Here is a 14299-nt window from a genome sequence, read left to right as displayed (position 1 = left end):
CGCAGCCCGATTCCGAGCGCCAGTCGGCCCGCACCCGCGACCAGCAACTCCGCACCGCCGTACAGCGCGACGATGCCGGCCGCCAACAGGAGGAGAAAAAGCGGGGTTCCGGAGAGCATGGCGTCGGCTACTCAAGTCGAGCCTAAAAGCGACGCGAAACGAATCTCGGTCGGGATGTGACGCCCTGCCGAAGCCAGACCCATTATATTCCTGCCGAAACGAGTGAGCGACCATGGCTATGGACGTATACGGTCTGGTCGGCAACCCGGTCGGCCACTCCCTGTCGCCGCCGATGCACGAGGCGGCCTACGACGAACTCGGACTCGAGGCGCGATACGCGACCTTCGAACCCGAGGCAGACGACATCGAAGACGCGATCCGTGGCGCCGACGCGCTCGGGATCGCGGGGCTCAACGTGACGATCCCGTTCAAGCAGGCAGCCCTCGAGATCGTCGCGCCCGAAGATCTGGCGACCCGGATCGGCGCAGTCAACACGATCGACTTCTCCGGCTCGGGCCCGCCGACGGGGTACAACACCGACGCCATCGGCGCGTTGCGCGCGCTTCGCGAGCACGACGTCGCGCTCGAGGGCGAGCAGGCTGTCGTCGTCGGTGCTGGCGGGGCCGGCCGAGCGATCGCCTTCGGTCTCACCGACGCCGGCGCGACGGTCGCGATCGCCAACCGAACCGAGTCGAAGGCTCACGACCTGGCCGCAGCGGTCCCCCGCGCGACCGGCCACGGACTCGCGGCCCTCGAGGAACTGCTGGCGGACGCCGACGTGCTGGTCAACGCGACCAGCGTGGGGATGGACGCGGACGCGACGCCGGTGCCCGCAGACGCGCTCCACGGAGACCTCGCCGTGCTCGACGCGGTATACAGCCCGCTCGAGACGCGACTGCTTCAGGATGCGGCCGACGCCGGGGCGACGACGGTCGACGGCGCGTGGATGCTGCTCTATCAGGGCGTTGAAGCTTTCGAGATCTGGACCGGTCAGGACGCACCGGTCGACGTAATGAACGAAGCGCTGCGCTCGCGACTGTAACGCCCGCGACTCGGTCGACACCCTGTCAGTATCAGGCGAATTTAAGTGGTGGAACCGACTACCACGAGATAATGGCAATCCTCCAAAAGCTGAAGTCCCTGTTGGGGTTCGATGAGTCGGACTCGGAGCGCGGAGGCGCTCGATAGGTCGGGGTAACGGTCGAGCGGGAAGGGGCGACGAACGACAGGCGCGACGCCGATCGAACCGACCCCGCGACCGGCGGCATCACCCCGGAGCCGTCACGAGCGTCCGCAAGCGACTCGAGCGCGGCGGAGTCGGCGGCGGAGTCCGATGAGGGTTCCGAGCCGGCGGAGCCGTCGCCCATCGAGGAAGCCGAACCCGATGTCGACACGGCCACGGAACCCGAGCCCGCCGAGGAAGCCGAACCCGACGCCGACGCGGCCGCGGAACCGGAACCCGAGACGGAATCGGAATCGAACGCTGACATGACCGTCGACACGGAGACTGACTCCGAAACGGCGGAAATGGAGTCCGAAACGGCCGGCGACGCCGACGCCGCATCCGAGGACACCGAGTCCGACCCGTCGGTCGACGACACGGCCGCTGCCGCCGAGCCCGACGAGACGACGCAGGAGCCGGTGGACGCGATCAAAGGGATCGGCCCGGCCTACGCCGACCGTCTCACCGGTGCCGGCGTCGACACCGTCGCCGAACTGGCCGACGCAGACGCCGCCGAACTGGCCGCCCAGACCGATATCTCCGAAAAGCGCATTCAGGGCTGGATCGACCGCGCCGAAGTCAGGTAACGCTCCGCCACCGACCCCGAGTCCACTCTCGAGTCATCTCATTTTGCGGTACTTGTCGCTTCGCCGGCACGCCGTCGGCGGGCACAGTTCGGCCCGCCGTTCGGTGTGGCATCACCACCCCGGAAATCGCAAGAGGATTACTCGCTCGCTCCGTCTCGAGAAGCATGAGCGATCCCCGTGTCGTGACGACGCCGGACGCGTTTCGCGCCGCCGCTCGCGACCGCGACAGGGACGCGTCGGAGGCGGACGGTGCGACGACACACACCGGCTGTCGCGTTCCCGTCGAAGTCCGCGTGCCAGTTGCCGACCCGTTTCTCGCCTATCGGCGGGCCCGCGACGGGCCCGACGGAGCCGTGTTCCTCGAGACGACCGGCGGGCAGCCCGGCTGGGGCTACTTCGGCGTGGACCCCGTCGACCGGCTCACCGTCGGTCCCGACGCGGTTCGGCGAGCCGACGACGACGGGTCGCCGACGCTGGCCGCGCTCGACGGACTGCTGGCGGGCGAGTCGATCGCCCGCGGTGACTGCGACGTGCCCTACCCCTGCGGTGCCGTCGGCTGGCTCTCGTACGACATCGCTCGCGAACTCGAGGCGTTGCCCGAGTCGGCCGTCGACGACCGCGGACTGCCTCGTCTCGAGGTCGCGGTCTACGACCGGCTCGTCGCCTGGGAGGAACCGACCGACGGCGAGGTGACGCTGCGGATCACGGCCTGCCCGCGAGTCGGGACCGACGCTGACCTACAGGCAGCCTACGAGCACGGCCGCGAGCGGGCGCTCGAACTCGCGCGAGCCGTCCGCGACGGCGATCCCGAGATCGGCGAGCCGCCGGTCTCGAGCCAGGAGGCGACCTTCGAGAGCGATTGCGGCCGAGAGGCCTTCGCCGAGCGGGTGCGTCGAGTCAAGGAGTCCGTCCGCGACGGCGACACGTTTCAGGCGAACATCTCCCAGCGACTGGTCGCGCCCGCCGCGGTCCATCCGGTCGCCGCCTACGACGCCTTACGACGGGTCAACCCAGCCCCCTACTCCTGTCTGCTCGAGTTCCGGTCGGCAACGCTCGTGAGCGCGAGTCCAGAACTGCTGCTCGAACGCGACGACGACTTCGTCAGGACGGAGCCCATCGCCGGCACCCGACCGCGCGGGGACACGCCCGCCGCCGACGACGCGCTCGAGGCGGACCTGCTCACAGACGAGAAAGAGCGGGCCGAGCACGCCATGCTGGTCGATCTCGAGCGCAACGATCTCGGGAAGGTCTGTGCGTACGGCACTGTCGACGTCGAGGAGTACCGCCGGATCGACCGCTACGCCGAAGTGATGCATCTCGTCTCGAACGTCACCGGCCGGCTGCGGTCGGACGCCACCCTCGCCGACGCCATCGCGGCGACGTTCCCCGGCGGCACGATCACCGGCGCGCCGAAACCGCGGACGATGGAACTCATCGACGAACTCGAGGCGACTCGGCGCGGGCCCTACACCGGTAGCGTCGGCATCTTCGGCTTCGACGGCCGCGCCACCCTCAATATCGTCATTCGGACGCTGGTCCGCCACGCCGACGAGTACCACCTGCGGGTCGGCGCGGGGATCGTCCACGACTCCAACCCCGACCACGAGTACGACGAGACCCTCGACAAGGCCCGCGCGCTCATCACGGCAGTCGACGACGCGCTCGGCAAGCGGGCCGACCTGGGACTCGAGGCGACACCCGGAGGTGAACGGCGTGAGTAACGCGACCGGCGACCGCGACCGCAGCGAGCGGATACTCGTGATCGACAACTACGACTCGTTCGTGTACAACCTCGTCCAGTACGTCGGCGAGGTCGCGGACGAGGTGCTCGTCCGGCGAAACGACGAACTCGATCTCGCGGGCGTTCGCGACCTCGAGCCGACCGGGATCATCGTCTCGCCGGGGCCGGGGACCCCACAGGAGGCGGGCATCTCGATCCCGTTGTTTGCGGAAACGGAGTACCCGATTCTGGGCGTCTGCCTGGGCCATCAGGCGCTGTGTGCGGCCAACGGCGCGCCGGTGGGCCACGCCCCCGAGGTCGTCCACGGGAAGCCGTCGCCGATCACCCACGACGGGGCGGGCATCTTCGACGGCTTGCCCGAGGCGTTTCAGGTCGGCCGCTATCACTCGCTGTCGGTCGAGCGCGATGGCCTGCCCACGACGCTCGCGGAAACCGCCCGGACGACCGACGAGCGCGGCGTTTTGATGGCAGTCCGCCACCGCGAGAAACCCCACATCGGGGTGCAGTTCCATCCCGAGAGCATCCTCACGCGGGCCCAGTCGGACGCGACGACGGGCACAGCAGACGACGGCCGCGGCGACGACATCTCGCTCGCGCTTGGCAAGCGACTGATCGCGAACTTCCGTCGGGTCGCCGCCCGCGCCGACGCGTGATCGGGCCGTCCGCGAGGCCCTCGAGCGGGCCGATCGGCGACCCGTCAGCGCTCCCGATCGATCACCGCGACCGCGTCGGGGCCGGGACCGATCACGACCCGGTAGCCCGCGTACTCGAAGCGGACGGTCACGGCCGCGTTCGACTCGAGGACGGCGGCAAGCGCCTCAGGATCGATCGCGTCGTACAGCGGTGGCAACGCGGCTCGGTCACAGCCCTCACGGGCCGCGATACGAGCGAGAGCCGTTGTGAGTGCTGAATGCATCGTGATTCTCGGGGAGTTCGACGACCGTCAGTGCGAACGCTGCCTCACAGNGAGCGAAACGCAATCCAGCGAGGGACACAGCAACGGCTACGACTGGGTCGGCGGTACGTCGGCACTTCTTTATTTCGCCAACGCCAATGGTGGATTGCTCCCGCTACGCGGGGGCCGCATGTGAGCCGGAGTGCTAGCTTGGTGGCAGGACTCCGGCTCTTGCGCACTTTCGTGCGCGTCTGTGCGGTACGCAATCTATCCTAAAGAACGTTAGGATATTGACCGGTTGGGCGGTTTGGAGACGACCGACCCGCGATGCTCCAATGGGGGCAGTCGCAGGAAGAATCGTGCGACGCACAGGGCACGTCCCATGCTGGGATGAAAACGGACCGGTCGGTCCACTTCGGAGGGAAAGGGCAACCAGAATCGGCCCTCGGGCTCGTGCCGTCAGCTATTGCTCAGGTCTTTTACCACGGTCGCGGGATTGCCTTGCACGACGACTTCGTCGGGAACGTCCTCGGTCACGACCGCTCCGGAGGCGACGACGCTGTCGTCTCCGACAGTCACGCCGGGATTGATAACGGCCTGACCGCCAATCCAGACGTTGTCACCGATCGTAACCGGTTCGGCGTACTCCGGCCCTTTGATTCGCTCGGCCGCGTCGATCGGATGGGTCGCCGTGTAGATGTGGACGCCAGGTGCGATCATGCAGTTCCGACCGATCTCCACTCGACTCACGTCCAATATGACGCAGTCGAAGTTCGCATAGAAGTTCTCACCGACGTGGATATTGTATCCGTAGTCACAGCGAAATGGCGGCTCAATCTGACACTCATCCCCAACCGAACCAAAGAGTTCTTCCACTATTCGTTGCCGTTCAGCCCGATCGTCCGGTCCCGTGTTATTGTATCGTCTCGTCAGTTCTCGCGCACGGTTTCGGTCGGCCACGAGTTCGGGATCGCTCGAGTCGTACAGCTCCCCGTTCAGCATCTTTTCCTTTTCGCTGGCCATACCTGCCACTGATACTCAGCCCAATAGGGTTTTTCGATGACACTTCGTCTCGTCAGACCGTAGTGAATCGCCATACAGCGTTGGATTTGCCTAGCCCGTCGCACGTTTGCTGTTGTAGACGGCACACAGCAGGACGATTTCACGGAACGTACGGTACCAGCTTCGTGCATGCACAGCGTCGCCGGGCGTGCGCTTGATCAGTGAGAAGACGATTTCAGACAGAGCCCTCTGGCCGTAGAGTATCCATTTGTGGTCTCTCGCTCAAACGGTCGAACGCTTCGCGATAGAATATTTCCAGATAAATCCGAATACGATGCAGCGGCCTTGTTTAGACGCGGAGCAACGACGCATTCCACTCGGTAATGGCCCTACGAATCAGCTTGCCAAGTGAATTGTACTTCTGGCAGAGGAATCACCACGCTTATTGAATTCCCAACAGGATCGCTGACTATGAAGACCATCGTGGGAGGGGTGATTTCGGTCGTGCTTGCGTTGTTTCTCGGGTTTTCAATCTCATTCACCGTCAGTCCAGATCCAACGGGAACTACACCGATAATCCTCGGACTCGTTCTGACCGGTGTCCTGATCCCGGCCTTCTATTTCGGACTCCCCAGAATTACTGCAGACCAGTAGATTTCTTCCGAAAGGTGTAATCTGTCCAGTTTGCGTAGTGACGGCTGGCGAGTGGTGGTCGAAGCCAGTTGCGTCGATAGTCCACACGTCTCCGGCATCGTGAAGATCAGCAGAGAGTCGAAGGAGGGTTTGCCAGACTGTCATCTTGAGCCGCTGTTTCCGTGTGCAGACGGTCGTGAAGTCCGGTAATTCGGTCGGTTCAAGGTTCAGTTTCTCACCGATCCCGTGTCTCTCGTGGAGAACATCGAGGAGCCGTCGATATGGAAGGTCAAGGTATTCGCGGAGACCGTGGATCACAACGATTACCCAGTCAGCGTAGCCGCCATCACCTTTCTTGACCGGTGGCGCAGGATCGCCGGAGGCAGAGCGTTTTGCCAGTGTTACGAGACGATCTGTGAAGCGTGAGAGACGAGAGGACATATTCCTCAAATCTGACTCAGGGGCCAGTATCCAGTACTGCTCAGCGCGCACTCGAGACACACCCGCAATACGGACCGCGGTCACGACGGTCTGACAGTAGGTGCATTGTCCGGTCGGCATGGTGACGGTCAGACGACACATCAGAGCGGATGCCCGTCGGTGCTCGTCACAGTGACGTGTAGTCGTGAAGCACCTCGATAGCGTCGGCAACGAGAGCGTCCGCGAGTTTCCCCTGCTGGTTGTCGAGGTCTCGGTGTTTGATCGTCGTCACGTACCACGGAGAAACGTATGCGTCCTCGTTCGATCCGCCTCGAGTCCACGCTTCGGCAGGAACAGTGATGCTATCGGGATGGTTCTGCGTCGTCATCCCGACGACGATACACTCTTCGGCTGCGAACGGATGTGAAGTGTCGCTGACGACGAGCCACGGACGATACGCGGCATCGGATTTGTGCGGTGCAGGTCCCCACCAGACCTCTCCTTGCATCTCAGTCATCTACTGGTCGTCACCGTCCGTCTCCACACCAGGCCCCCACTCGTCGGGATCTTCCGGACCGAGTCGATCGGTCGCCACGCGAGCGGTCGCCAACGCGGTGAGCGTCGTCTCGAGGTCCTCGTCGTCGGCAACTGCCCAGTACTCGCCGCGGTGGCGGACGAGTCCACGGTCTTCTAACCGGGAGAGAACGACGCCGACGCTCCCGCGTGCAACGTCGGTTGCCTCGTGGATCTCCTTGGGAGTGAACGCCTGCTCGGGCGACGACGCCAGGAACGAGAGGATCGCTTCCGCGTTCGTCCGTCCGTTCGCCCGAAGTTCCGTCACCGAATCCTCCTCGAACCGTTCGATGTCGATGGGCATATTGGATCTATGTAACGGAATGTAATAGCTGTAATGGGACGGCGGACGTGACACTCTCGGACACCCTCGAGGAGCAGTGGGTTCATACTCTTCCGAGTGTCACGACGAGATACCGCGACTCGAGCGCACCGCCATGACCGATGACCCGATCTACCACGTCGACGGCGACCTCGTCCCCGCCAGCGAGGCGACCGTCAGCGTCGACGACCGGGGCTTTCGCTACGGCGACGCCGCCTTCGAGACGCTGCGGGCCTACGGCGGGCGGATTTTCGCGTGGGACGCCCACGTCGAGCGCCTCGAGCGAACCTGCGAGGCGCTCTCGCTCGCGCACGGACTGTCGGCCGCCGATCTCCGAGCGCGGATCGACGAGACGCTCGCTGCCAACGACCTCGCGGACGCCTACGTTCGCCTCTCGATCACTCGCGGCGTCCAGCCGGGGAAGCTCACCCCCGCTCCCGAGGTCGATCCGACTGTCGTCGTCTACGTCTCACCCCTCCCGCGGGGCGGGCTCGAGGGAAACCCTGTCTGGAACAGCCCGGCGACGGTCGAGACGGTCGAAACGCGTCGGGCCCCCGACGAGGCGCTCCCAGCCACGGCCAAGACCCACAACTACCTGAACGGCATCCTCGCTCGCGCGGAACTCGCGGCCGACAGCGACGAAGCGCTGCTGTGCGATCTCGAGGGCCGAGTGACGGAAGGAGCCACGAGCAACTTGTGTTTCGTCCGTGACGGCGCGATCCACACGCCGACGACCGACGGCCCGGTGTTGCCGGGGATCACCCGCGACATCGTGCTCGAGTTGGCCCGCGAGGACGGGATTCCGGTCCACGAAGGGCGATACGAGCCGGCTGACGTGCTCGAGGCCGACGAAGCGGTGCTCACGAATCGAACGTGGGAACTCCGACCGATCGCGACGCTCGACGGGCACGCCATCGGCGGTGGCCCGATCACGGACCGACTGGCGGGACTGTACGACGAACGCGTCGAGGAGTCGTGTTACCGGGCGGAGTGAGACCGATCTCGACCGGCCGCCCTGTGTAACCCGCAGTCAGACGGTGTGCGCCGGCGGTCGTAACGTTCAGGACGACCGACCGGTAACCGGCGGGTGATGGACGCAGGACGGATTACGGCGCTTGCGGACGTTCCCGACGACTCGACGTTCCTCTTTCGTGTCGCCGACGACTCGGGTGACGAACGGGAAGCGATTCTCGTCACCGACGGGACGGCAGCGACGGACGGCGACGACCGGACGGCGTCGGAGTCGACTCCGAACGCCGACGGGATCGCCTGTTGGTTGAACTACTGCCAGCATCTCACGCACATCAAATTGGATAAGGGCTCCGGTGCACCGATGCGAGACGGCGAACTCGTCTGTGCGAACCACGGTGCGTACTTCGCGGCCGACTCCGGCCGCTGTACCTTCGGCCCCTGCGAGGGAGCGTACCTCACCGATCTCGAGGTCACCGTCTCGGACGGCGACGTCTACCTGACCGACGCGGACTACGAGTTCGTCGGTCCCGGGCCGCTCGAGAGCGACGATCTCGACCGCGCGTCGACCTCGAACGTGGAGTTCTAGACCCCGTCCGGGGCAACGAGATCCCGCTCCTGGTCGTACTCGAGCAGGCCGGCGTCGACGAGCCGCGGCAGGTGGTCGTGGTAGAGTGAGAGATAGACTTCTCTGACGCGCTCGGCCGGGATGTTCGTAACCTTGCGTCCCGTTTCGCGGACGGCGACTTCCTCGGCCGCGTCCGGCAGCGTCAGTTCCTCGCCGTAGGTCCGCATGACAGCAAGTAGCAGGCGGCGGCGCTGGTCGGCCAGGAGGGTGAATGCGCCGTCGAGCGACTCGGTGGACGCGTCGATCCCGTCGTGCCCGTCGAGCAAGTCGAGGACTGCCTGTACGGACTCGACGCAGTCACGCTCCGGGTGGGATCTGGAAGTCATATTGCTCCGTAGGCTCGAGTCGAACGGCCACGACGATGAACGGGCGACGGTCGCCGTCGCCCGGCCGCATCGCCGCCGTTCGCTCGAGAGTTCGTATCGGGTTCTCACCTGCGCCGTAAATATTAGTATCGGATTGGAGACTGAATTACCGAGGGTGTTGACAGTCCGTCGACGATGACCATCCGAGTCACTCGATGGTGAACGTCGGTTCGTCGATGGACTCGCTCTTACAGTCGGGACACCGCGAGGGGAGGTTCAACAGGTCGTCGTAGTCGTCGAACCCGCAGTCCCGACAGGTCGGTGGCGCGACGAGCAGCCGTTCGTCCGTTCCGTCGACCGACCGGGAGACGTGGTCGACGTGCCGAACCACCGCATGCGGCGTGAGATCGAACTGGGTCGCGAGTTCGCTCGGCGTCGCCGGCTCGGCGCGGAGCGCGTCGGCGAGTTTCTGTCGCGTCGTTTCGTCGGCCTGGCGCATACGTTGGGTCACGCGGGTCTTGCACTTATACTCACGGCAGTACGTCAGCTGGTCCGACAGCCGCGTCGTGAGTCGACGACCCGGCCGGATCGCGGTGCAAGCCCAGTGAAAGGGCAAGTAACTTACCGGCACCAACTGAAGTCAGGGCCATGAAGGCCGTCGTCCTTGCAGGCGGGTACGCGACGCGAATGTGGCCAATTACCAAGCATCGGCCCAAGATGTTCCTCCCGATCGGGGAGTCGACTGTCATCGATCGGATCTTTTCGGAACTCGAGGCTGACGACCGGATCGAGGAGGTCTACGTCAGCACGAACGAGCGGTTCGCGCCCGACTTCGAGGCACACCTCGCCGACAGCGAGTTCGAGAAGCCACAGCTATCGATCGAAGAGACGACCGAGGAAGACGACAAGTTCGGCGTCGTCGGTGCCCTGGCCCAACTGATCGACCGCGAGAACGTCGACGACGACCTGCTGGTCATCGCCGGCGACAACCTGATCAGCTTCGATATCGACGAATTCCTCGACGAGTTCGAACGGCGAGGGGCACCCACGCTCGCCGCCTACGACGTCGGCTCCCGAGAGAAAGCGACGTCCTACGGGCTCGTCGAACTCGAGGGTGACCGCGTCGTCGACTTCCAGGAGAAACCCGACGATCCAAAGAGCACGCTCGTTTCGATCGCCTGCTATGCGTTCCCGCAGGACTCGCTTTCCCTTCTCCCGACCTATCTCGAGGACGGCAACAACCCCGACGAACCCGGCTGGTTCGTCCAGTGGCTGCAGAACCGCGAAGCCACCTACGCATTCACGTTCGAGGGCGCGTGGTTCGATATCGGCACCCCCGAAAGCTACCTCGACGCCGTCGCCTGGCACTTGAACGGTGAGTCGCTGGTCGCCGACTCCGCGACGCTAGAAGACGCTACGATCGGCGAGAACGTCCACGTCATGGGCGACGTGACGCTGGAGGGGACCGACCTCGAGCACACGATCATCTTCCCGGACGCGACGGTACGCAACGGCGACATTCGGCGCTCGATCATCGATCGGGGGACCCACATCGAGGACCTCGACCTCGCGGGAGCGCTCATCGGTGCCCACACGACGATCACCAACGGATCGAAGCGGTAGCGCCGCGACGGCAGTTCAGTCTCGGTTCCGTCGAAATGCGGTCCGAGCCGGCCGATCTGCGCGGGCGTGACTCGCTGTAAGTCGTGACGAACGCCGCGAGAGCCGTTACGCCAGTCGTGCGTTCGTGACCCGCAACCGTCCCCGCGTCCCCGTCCACTCCGTCTCGTACTCGAGGTCGATCCGGCGGTCCATGTGCGGTCCGTCCACCACGAACGTCTCGAACTCGCCGCCCTCGCCCAGGATGTGGACGCCGTACTCCTCGTGGAGGGTCTCGAGGTCGGCGATCGCGTCCCGGTCGAGCGTTCGCCCGAGCCACGACTCGTCAAGGCCGTGAGCCGCGACCTGAATGATTTCGATCTCGAACCCAGCCGCGAGCATCGCGTCGGCCAGATCGCGGGGGGGTTCCTGCCAGAGCGGGGCGAACAGGTCACAGTCGAGGCGCTCACACAGCCCTCGAATGCGGCTCGTCTGATACTCGCTTTCGACGGCTCCAGCCGTGAGCCCGGCGATACCGCCTTCGAGGTCGCGATCGAGGTCCGTGAGCGCGGCCTCGAGTGGCTCGAGTTCGGCGTCGCCCTGTGCGCCCGAATCGGTGGCCGCGTCGGCCCCGAAGTCGGCGGGCTTGACGTCGAGCAGTTCGATACCGATGCTCTCGGCGGCCAGCGCCGCCAATTCCGTTTCGGGAACGTGATACATGTACGAGTCGCCCGCGGGGTGGACGGTGACCAGTCGTTCGACCGGCAGCCCCGCCTCGAGAGCACGGTACAGCGCCCATGCGGAGTCCTTGCCGCCCGAAAAGAGGCTCACCCACGCACCGTCTGCGTCGCTCATAGTCAGTGGTCGCTCGGCGCGGGTAAATGAATACCGTGTCAGGGACGGGTCACCGGTCCCGATTGCCGCCGTCCGGGTCCGCGTTCGCGTCGGCCCCGCCGTCCGTGAGTTCGGGATCGCGCCGCTCCGGGACCGCGTTGGTCCCGGCATCCGCGGCCCCATCGGTCCCGGCCCCAGCTTCGCGGTCACCGTCCCGATCCGCCTGCCCGCCGTTGGCGAGGTTCGTCTCTGAACCCCCGTCGCCCCGTTCGGCGGCCTTGCTCGAGTCGCTGAGGGAGGCCGCGACGCGCGCCCCGACGAGGCTCACGAGGATCGCAGTGACGACGAACAGGGCGAGGCGTTCACCGGCAGCCATCACGAACTGCTTGTTGGTGACGATGCCGAACTCGTTTGCGGGAACGACGACGGGATCGATCACCGCCTGTTGCTCGAGGAAGTACGCCGAGAACCCGCGGACGACCAGCGAAACGGCAAGGACGATAAACGGGAGATTGAGAAAGGAGGTCCGGATCGGATCGTCGCCGATCGCCTCGTCGAGCAGTCGGCCGGCGCTGGCGGTCAGCGCGGCCATCGCCAGCCAGGGAATGCTATCGAAGGCAAACCGCGTCGCGGGAATCACCACTCCCGGCGTCTTCCCGAGGTTCGAGATGCCGAGTGCGCCGACGAACAGGCCGACGAACGTCAGTCCCGCAGCGACGACGTAGGTAACGACCGACACCTGCCCGGAGTACAGCGATTCCCGGGTCTGACGGGCCGCTCGAGCCAGGAGTTCGTCGACGTTGAACCCCTTATAGAGCAGGAAGAGGCCGATGACGGTGGTAATCGCGGCCGCACCCTGTGCAGGGCCGACCGTCGTCGCGAGCAGCGGGAAGACCAGCAGGGCCAATCCGATCGGAACGAGGACGGTCTGGCGCAGTTCCTCGTCGGCGAGGAACTGCTTGAGCAGGTAGTAGGTCGATTCGATGTCGCGGGCCTGCCGGACGACGACGCGATCGACGGAGTCGACCCGGACGCGGCTCTCGACGATCGGGATCAGCCGTTCGTCCTCCGCGCTGTCGGTCACCACGACCGCCGACTCCGGGTCGTACTCGGCGATGAGGTCGTCCAGTTGCTCGGCGACCGCTCGATCGGCAGACACCATCGACTCGTGGTCCCCCGAGACGACCGCGACGACGACCTCCTCGTTTTCGTCGCGTAAGTTCTGGGCGACCCGGAGCGACTCGAGCAAGGTGTTGACCCCCGAGTCCTCCGGGTCCGCGAGGCCGACGTCGGTCACGAGCGCGCGGACTGCCTCCCAGCCGACGACGGGCGACCGAAGGCCGGTCTTGCGGCCGACATCATCGGTCCGGTCGAGACAGACGACCAGCGTTGTCACGGTAGGCGATGCATTCTGTGCGACGATAAAACCACTTACTCGTTCGGAGACGGTCGCGGCGATATCCGTGCCGAACTCGCTCGACCGCCGGCCGATGTACACACCGACTGCGGCGACTGCAGCGACCGCGTCGGCCCCGCGACGCGTCGAAATCAGCTCCGCAGCCGGAACCCGCGCCCGTCGTCGAGGCCGGCGATCCCGGCACCGAAGGCGTACGCGACTTGCTGGGCTCCCGCGCCGACGCGGGCCATCAGCGGCCGTTCGGGCTCGAATTCCTCGACGGTCACCTCCTCAGTGTCGAGGCGATCGGCGAGTTCGGTCTCGATCTCCCGACGGGTGCCGAGCTGATCGACCAGATCCATCTCGTGGGCCTCCTCGCCGAGATAGATCCGGGCCTCGGTGTCCCGGACGAACTCCGCGTCCAGATCACGGCCGTCGCTGACCCGCTCGACGAAGGTGTCGTAGTAGTCGTCGATCAAACCCTGCAGGTACTCGCGTTCCTCGTCCTCGAGTTCCTTCAGCGGAGTGCCGGCGTCCTTGAACTCGCCGGCGGCGAACCGCTCGTAGGAGAGGCCGATCTTCTCGGCGAAGTCGCTGGCGTTGACCCGGGAGCCGATGACGCCGATCGAGCCGACGATCGATCCCTCGCGAGCCCACAGCTCGTCGCAACCGCTGGCGATCCAGTAGCCCCCGCTGGCACAGACGTCAGTCGCATAGGCGACGGTCGGTCCGTCGAACCGCTCGGCCGCAAGGCGGATGTCGTCACTGGGAACGACCTCGCCACCGGGCGTGTTCAGCTTCACGAGGAGCGCCCGCACGCTCTCGTCCTCGTTCGCGCGATCGATCTGCTCGACGACGTCGTCGGCCGGCGTCGCGCCCGGAGTCGTTGGGAGCGGCCCGCCACCGCCGTCTCGGCTGATCGGCCCCTCGACGGCGACTTCGGCGACGTCGTAGGTCGGATACAGCGAATCGGCAGCGTTGCTCGCAAACCGCAGGCCGACGAGGACAGCCGCGAGCGCGACCAGCACGCCCACCAGGTCCGTCAACGTCTCCGGATAGACGACGAACAGGGCGAGTGCGACCACCGCGGAGGCGAGCCCACCGAGGGCGACCGTCAGGAGTCGATTGAGACCGCCGCTACTGACCACGGATAGCACCTCGAGTCATATCGAT

The 14299-nt window shown here is 65.5% G+C and carries 16 protein-coding genes and 3 pseudogenes; 8 read left to right on the top strand and 11 right to left on the bottom strand.

The features are described 5' to 3' along the window. The first annotated feature begins 238 nt into the window (after positions 1-238). The 4 genes and pseudogenes from C486_RS13925 (at position 239) to C486_RS13910 (ending at position 4203) form a co-directional block, all read left to right on the top strand. Positions 239-1042, top strand: coding sequence for a shikimate dehydrogenase (locus tag C486_RS13925; protein WP_008457182.1), 804 nt, complete (start codon positions 239-241; stop codon positions 1040-1042). Positions 1043-1113: 71 nt separating this feature from the next. Continuing rightward, positions 1114-1809, top strand: a pseudogene (locus C486_RS13920) (DUF4332 domain-containing protein). Positions 1810-1973: 164 nt separating this feature from the next. Then, complete coding sequence (gene pabB / locus C486_RS13915; protein WP_008457178.1) at positions 1974-3530, top strand: aminodeoxychorismate synthase, component I; 1557 nt, start codon at positions 1974-1976, stop codon at positions 3528-3530. Continuing rightward, the gene (locus C486_RS13910) at positions 3514-4203 is read left to right on the top strand and encodes an anthranilate synthase component II (RefSeq protein ID WP_008457176.1); all 690 of its coding nucleotides are present in this window, start codon (positions 3514-3516) and stop codon (positions 4201-4203) included. Before pabB ends, C486_RS13910 begins: the two co-directional genes overlap by 17 nt. Before the next feature lie 44 nt (positions 4204-4247). On the opposite strand, the gene C486_RS13905 is transcribed toward C486_RS13910, so the two are convergent. The 3 genes and pseudogenes from C486_RS13905 to C486_RS21060 all read right to left on the bottom strand — a co-directional run. Next, positions 4248-4466, bottom strand: a complete 219-nt coding sequence (locus tag C486_RS13905) for a HalOD1 output domain-containing protein (protein WP_008457174.1) — start codon at positions 4464-4466, stop codon at positions 4248-4250. Positions 4467-4904: 438 nt separating this feature from the next. After that, positions 4905-5468, bottom strand: coding sequence for a sugar O-acetyltransferase (locus C486_RS13900; protein ID WP_008457172.1), 564 nt, complete (start codon positions 5466-5468; stop codon positions 4905-4907). Between the two features lie 90 nt (positions 5469-5558). Then, a pseudogene (locus C486_RS21060) lies at positions 5559-5708 on the bottom strand (IS5/IS1182 family transposase); the annotation flags it as partial. Positions 5709-5918: 210 nt separating this feature from the next. On the opposite strand from C486_RS21060, the gene C486_RS20285 reads away from it, so the two are divergent. After that, positions 5919-6101: a hypothetical protein gene (locus C486_RS20285; protein ID WP_081704368.1), complete on the top strand. Its 183-nt coding sequence runs from the start codon at positions 5919-5921 to the stop codon at positions 6099-6101. Positions 6102-6111: 10 nt separating this feature from the next. Here C486_RS20285 and C486_RS22350 read toward each other — a convergent pair. The 3 genes and pseudogenes from C486_RS22350 to C486_RS13885 form a co-directional block, all read right to left on the bottom strand. Next, positions 6112-6521: pseudogene (locus C486_RS22350) on the bottom strand (IS5/IS1182 family transposase); the annotation flags it as partial. A gap of 166 nt (positions 6522-6687) precedes the next feature. Beyond that, positions 6688-7017, bottom strand: a complete 330-nt coding sequence (locus C486_RS13890; protein WP_008457170.1) for a type II toxin-antitoxin system PemK/MazF family toxin — start codon at positions 7015-7017, stop codon at positions 6688-6690. Continuing rightward, the gene (locus C486_RS13885; RefSeq protein WP_008457168.1) at positions 7018-7377 is read right to left on the bottom strand and encodes a MarR family transcriptional regulator; all 360 of its coding nucleotides are present in this window, start codon (positions 7375-7377) and stop codon (positions 7018-7020) included. Positions 7378-7510: 133 nt separating this feature from the next. Between C486_RS13885 and C486_RS13880 the strand changes: the two genes are divergently transcribed. After that, positions 7511-8389: an aminotransferase class IV gene (locus C486_RS13880; RefSeq protein ID WP_008457167.1), complete on the top strand. Its 879-nt coding sequence runs from the start codon at positions 7511-7513 to the stop codon at positions 8387-8389. Between the two features lie 96 nt (positions 8390-8485). Further along, entirely contained in the window at positions 8486-8953 is a 468-nt protein-coding gene (locus C486_RS13875; protein WP_008457166.1) for a Rieske (2Fe-2S) protein, read from the top strand. Here C486_RS13875 and C486_RS13870 read toward each other — a convergent pair. Both C486_RS13870 and C486_RS13865 read right to left on the bottom strand, forming a co-directional pair. Further along, complete coding sequence (locus C486_RS13870) at positions 8950-9318, bottom strand: DUF7344 domain-containing protein (RefSeq protein ID WP_008457165.1); 369 nt, start codon at positions 9316-9318, stop codon at positions 8950-8952. The genes C486_RS13875 and C486_RS13870 overlap by 4 nt on opposite strands. A gap of 187 nt (positions 9319-9505) precedes the next feature. Next, positions 9506-9796: a transcriptional regulator gene (locus tag C486_RS13865; RefSeq protein ID WP_008457163.1), complete on the bottom strand. Its 291-nt coding sequence runs from the start codon at positions 9794-9796 to the stop codon at positions 9506-9508. 149 nt (positions 9797-9945) lie between these two features. Between C486_RS13865 and C486_RS13860 the strand changes: the two genes are divergently transcribed. Continuing rightward, entirely contained in the window at positions 9946-10920 is a 975-nt protein-coding gene (locus tag C486_RS13860; RefSeq protein ID WP_008457162.1) for a sugar phosphate nucleotidyltransferase, read from the top strand. Between the two features lie 105 nt (positions 10921-11025). Here the strand turns inward: C486_RS13860 and C486_RS13855 are convergent, their stop codons facing one another. The 3 genes from C486_RS13855 to sppA form a co-directional block, all read right to left on the bottom strand. Then, positions 11026-11751 (bottom strand): diphthine--ammonia ligase, encoded by a 726-nt coding sequence (locus tag C486_RS13855; RefSeq protein ID WP_008457161.1) that lies wholly within the window; start codon positions 11749-11751, stop codon positions 11026-11028. 49 nt (positions 11752-11800) lie between these two features. Continuing rightward, positions 11801-13126 carry a DUF373 family protein gene (locus tag C486_RS13850; protein WP_049910578.1) on the bottom strand — a complete coding sequence of 442 codons (1326 nt, stop codon included), beginning with the start codon at positions 13124-13126 and terminating at the stop codon, positions 11801-11803. Positions 13127-13278: 152 nt separating this feature from the next. Continuing rightward, on the bottom strand, positions 13279-14274 hold the full coding sequence (gene sppA / locus C486_RS13845; RefSeq protein WP_008457157.1) for a signal peptide peptidase SppA: 996 nt from the start codon (positions 14272-14274) through the stop codon (positions 13279-13281). Positions 14275-14299 lie beyond the last annotated feature (25 nt).

The sequence above is a fragment of the Natrinema gari JCM 14663 genome (assembly GCF_000337175.1).
GTDB lineage: Archaea > Halobacteriota > Halobacteria > Halobacteriales > Natrialbaceae > Natrinema > Natrinema gari.
The sequence above is the reverse complement of the archived record's forward strand: the minus strand, read 5'-3'. Positions and strand labels throughout refer to the sequence as shown.

What these genes read in the sequence shown, in the direction of transcription:
- C486_RS13925 (WP_008457182.1), top strand. Translation starts at nt 239, where the DNA reads ATGGACGTATACGGTCTGGTCGGCAACCCGGTCGGCCACTCCCTGTCG.
- pabB (WP_008457178.1), top strand. Translation starts at nt 1,974, where the DNA reads ATGAGCGATCCCCGTGTCGTGACGACGCCGGACGCGTTTCGCGCCGCC.
- C486_RS13905 (WP_008457174.1), bottom strand. Translation starts at nt 4,466, where the DNA reads ATGCATTCAGCACTCACAACGGCTCTCGCTCGTATCGCGGCCCGTGAG.
- C486_RS13900 (WP_008457172.1), bottom strand. Translation starts at nt 5,468, where the DNA reads ATGGCCAGCGAAAAGGAAAAGATGCTGAACGGGGAGCTGTACGACTCG.
- C486_RS20285 (WP_081704368.1), top strand. Translation starts at nt 5,919, where the DNA reads ATGAAGACCATCGTGGGAGGGGTGATTTCGGTCGTGCTTGCGTTGTTT.
- C486_RS13890 (WP_008457170.1), bottom strand. Translation starts at nt 7,017, where the DNA reads ATGACTGAGATGCAAGGAGAGGTCTGGTGGGGACCTGCACCGCACAAA.
- C486_RS13885 (WP_008457168.1), bottom strand. Translation starts at nt 7,377, where the DNA reads ATGCCCATCGACATCGAACGGTTCGAGGAGGATTCGGTGACGGAACTT.
- C486_RS13880 (WP_008457167.1), top strand. Translation starts at nt 7,511, where the DNA reads ATGACCGATGACCCGATCTACCACGTCGACGGCGACCTCGTCCCCGCC.
- C486_RS13875 (WP_008457166.1), top strand. Translation starts at nt 8,486, where the DNA reads ATGGACGCAGGACGGATTACGGCGCTTGCGGACGTTCCCGACGACTCG.
- C486_RS13870 (WP_008457165.1), bottom strand. Translation starts at nt 9,318, where the DNA reads ATGACTTCCAGATCCCACCCGGAGCGTGACTGCGTCGAGTCCGTACAG.
- C486_RS13865 (WP_008457163.1), bottom strand. Translation starts at nt 9,796, where the DNA reads ATGCGCCAGGCCGACGAAACGACGCGACAGAAACTCGCCGACGCGCTC.
- C486_RS13860 (WP_008457162.1), top strand. Translation starts at nt 9,946, where the DNA reads ATGAAGGCCGTCGTCCTTGCAGGCGGGTACGCGACGCGAATGTGGCCA.
- C486_RS13855 (WP_008457161.1), bottom strand. Translation starts at nt 11,751, where the DNA reads ATGAGCGACGCAGACGGTGCGTGGGTGAGCCTCTTTTCGGGCGGCAAG.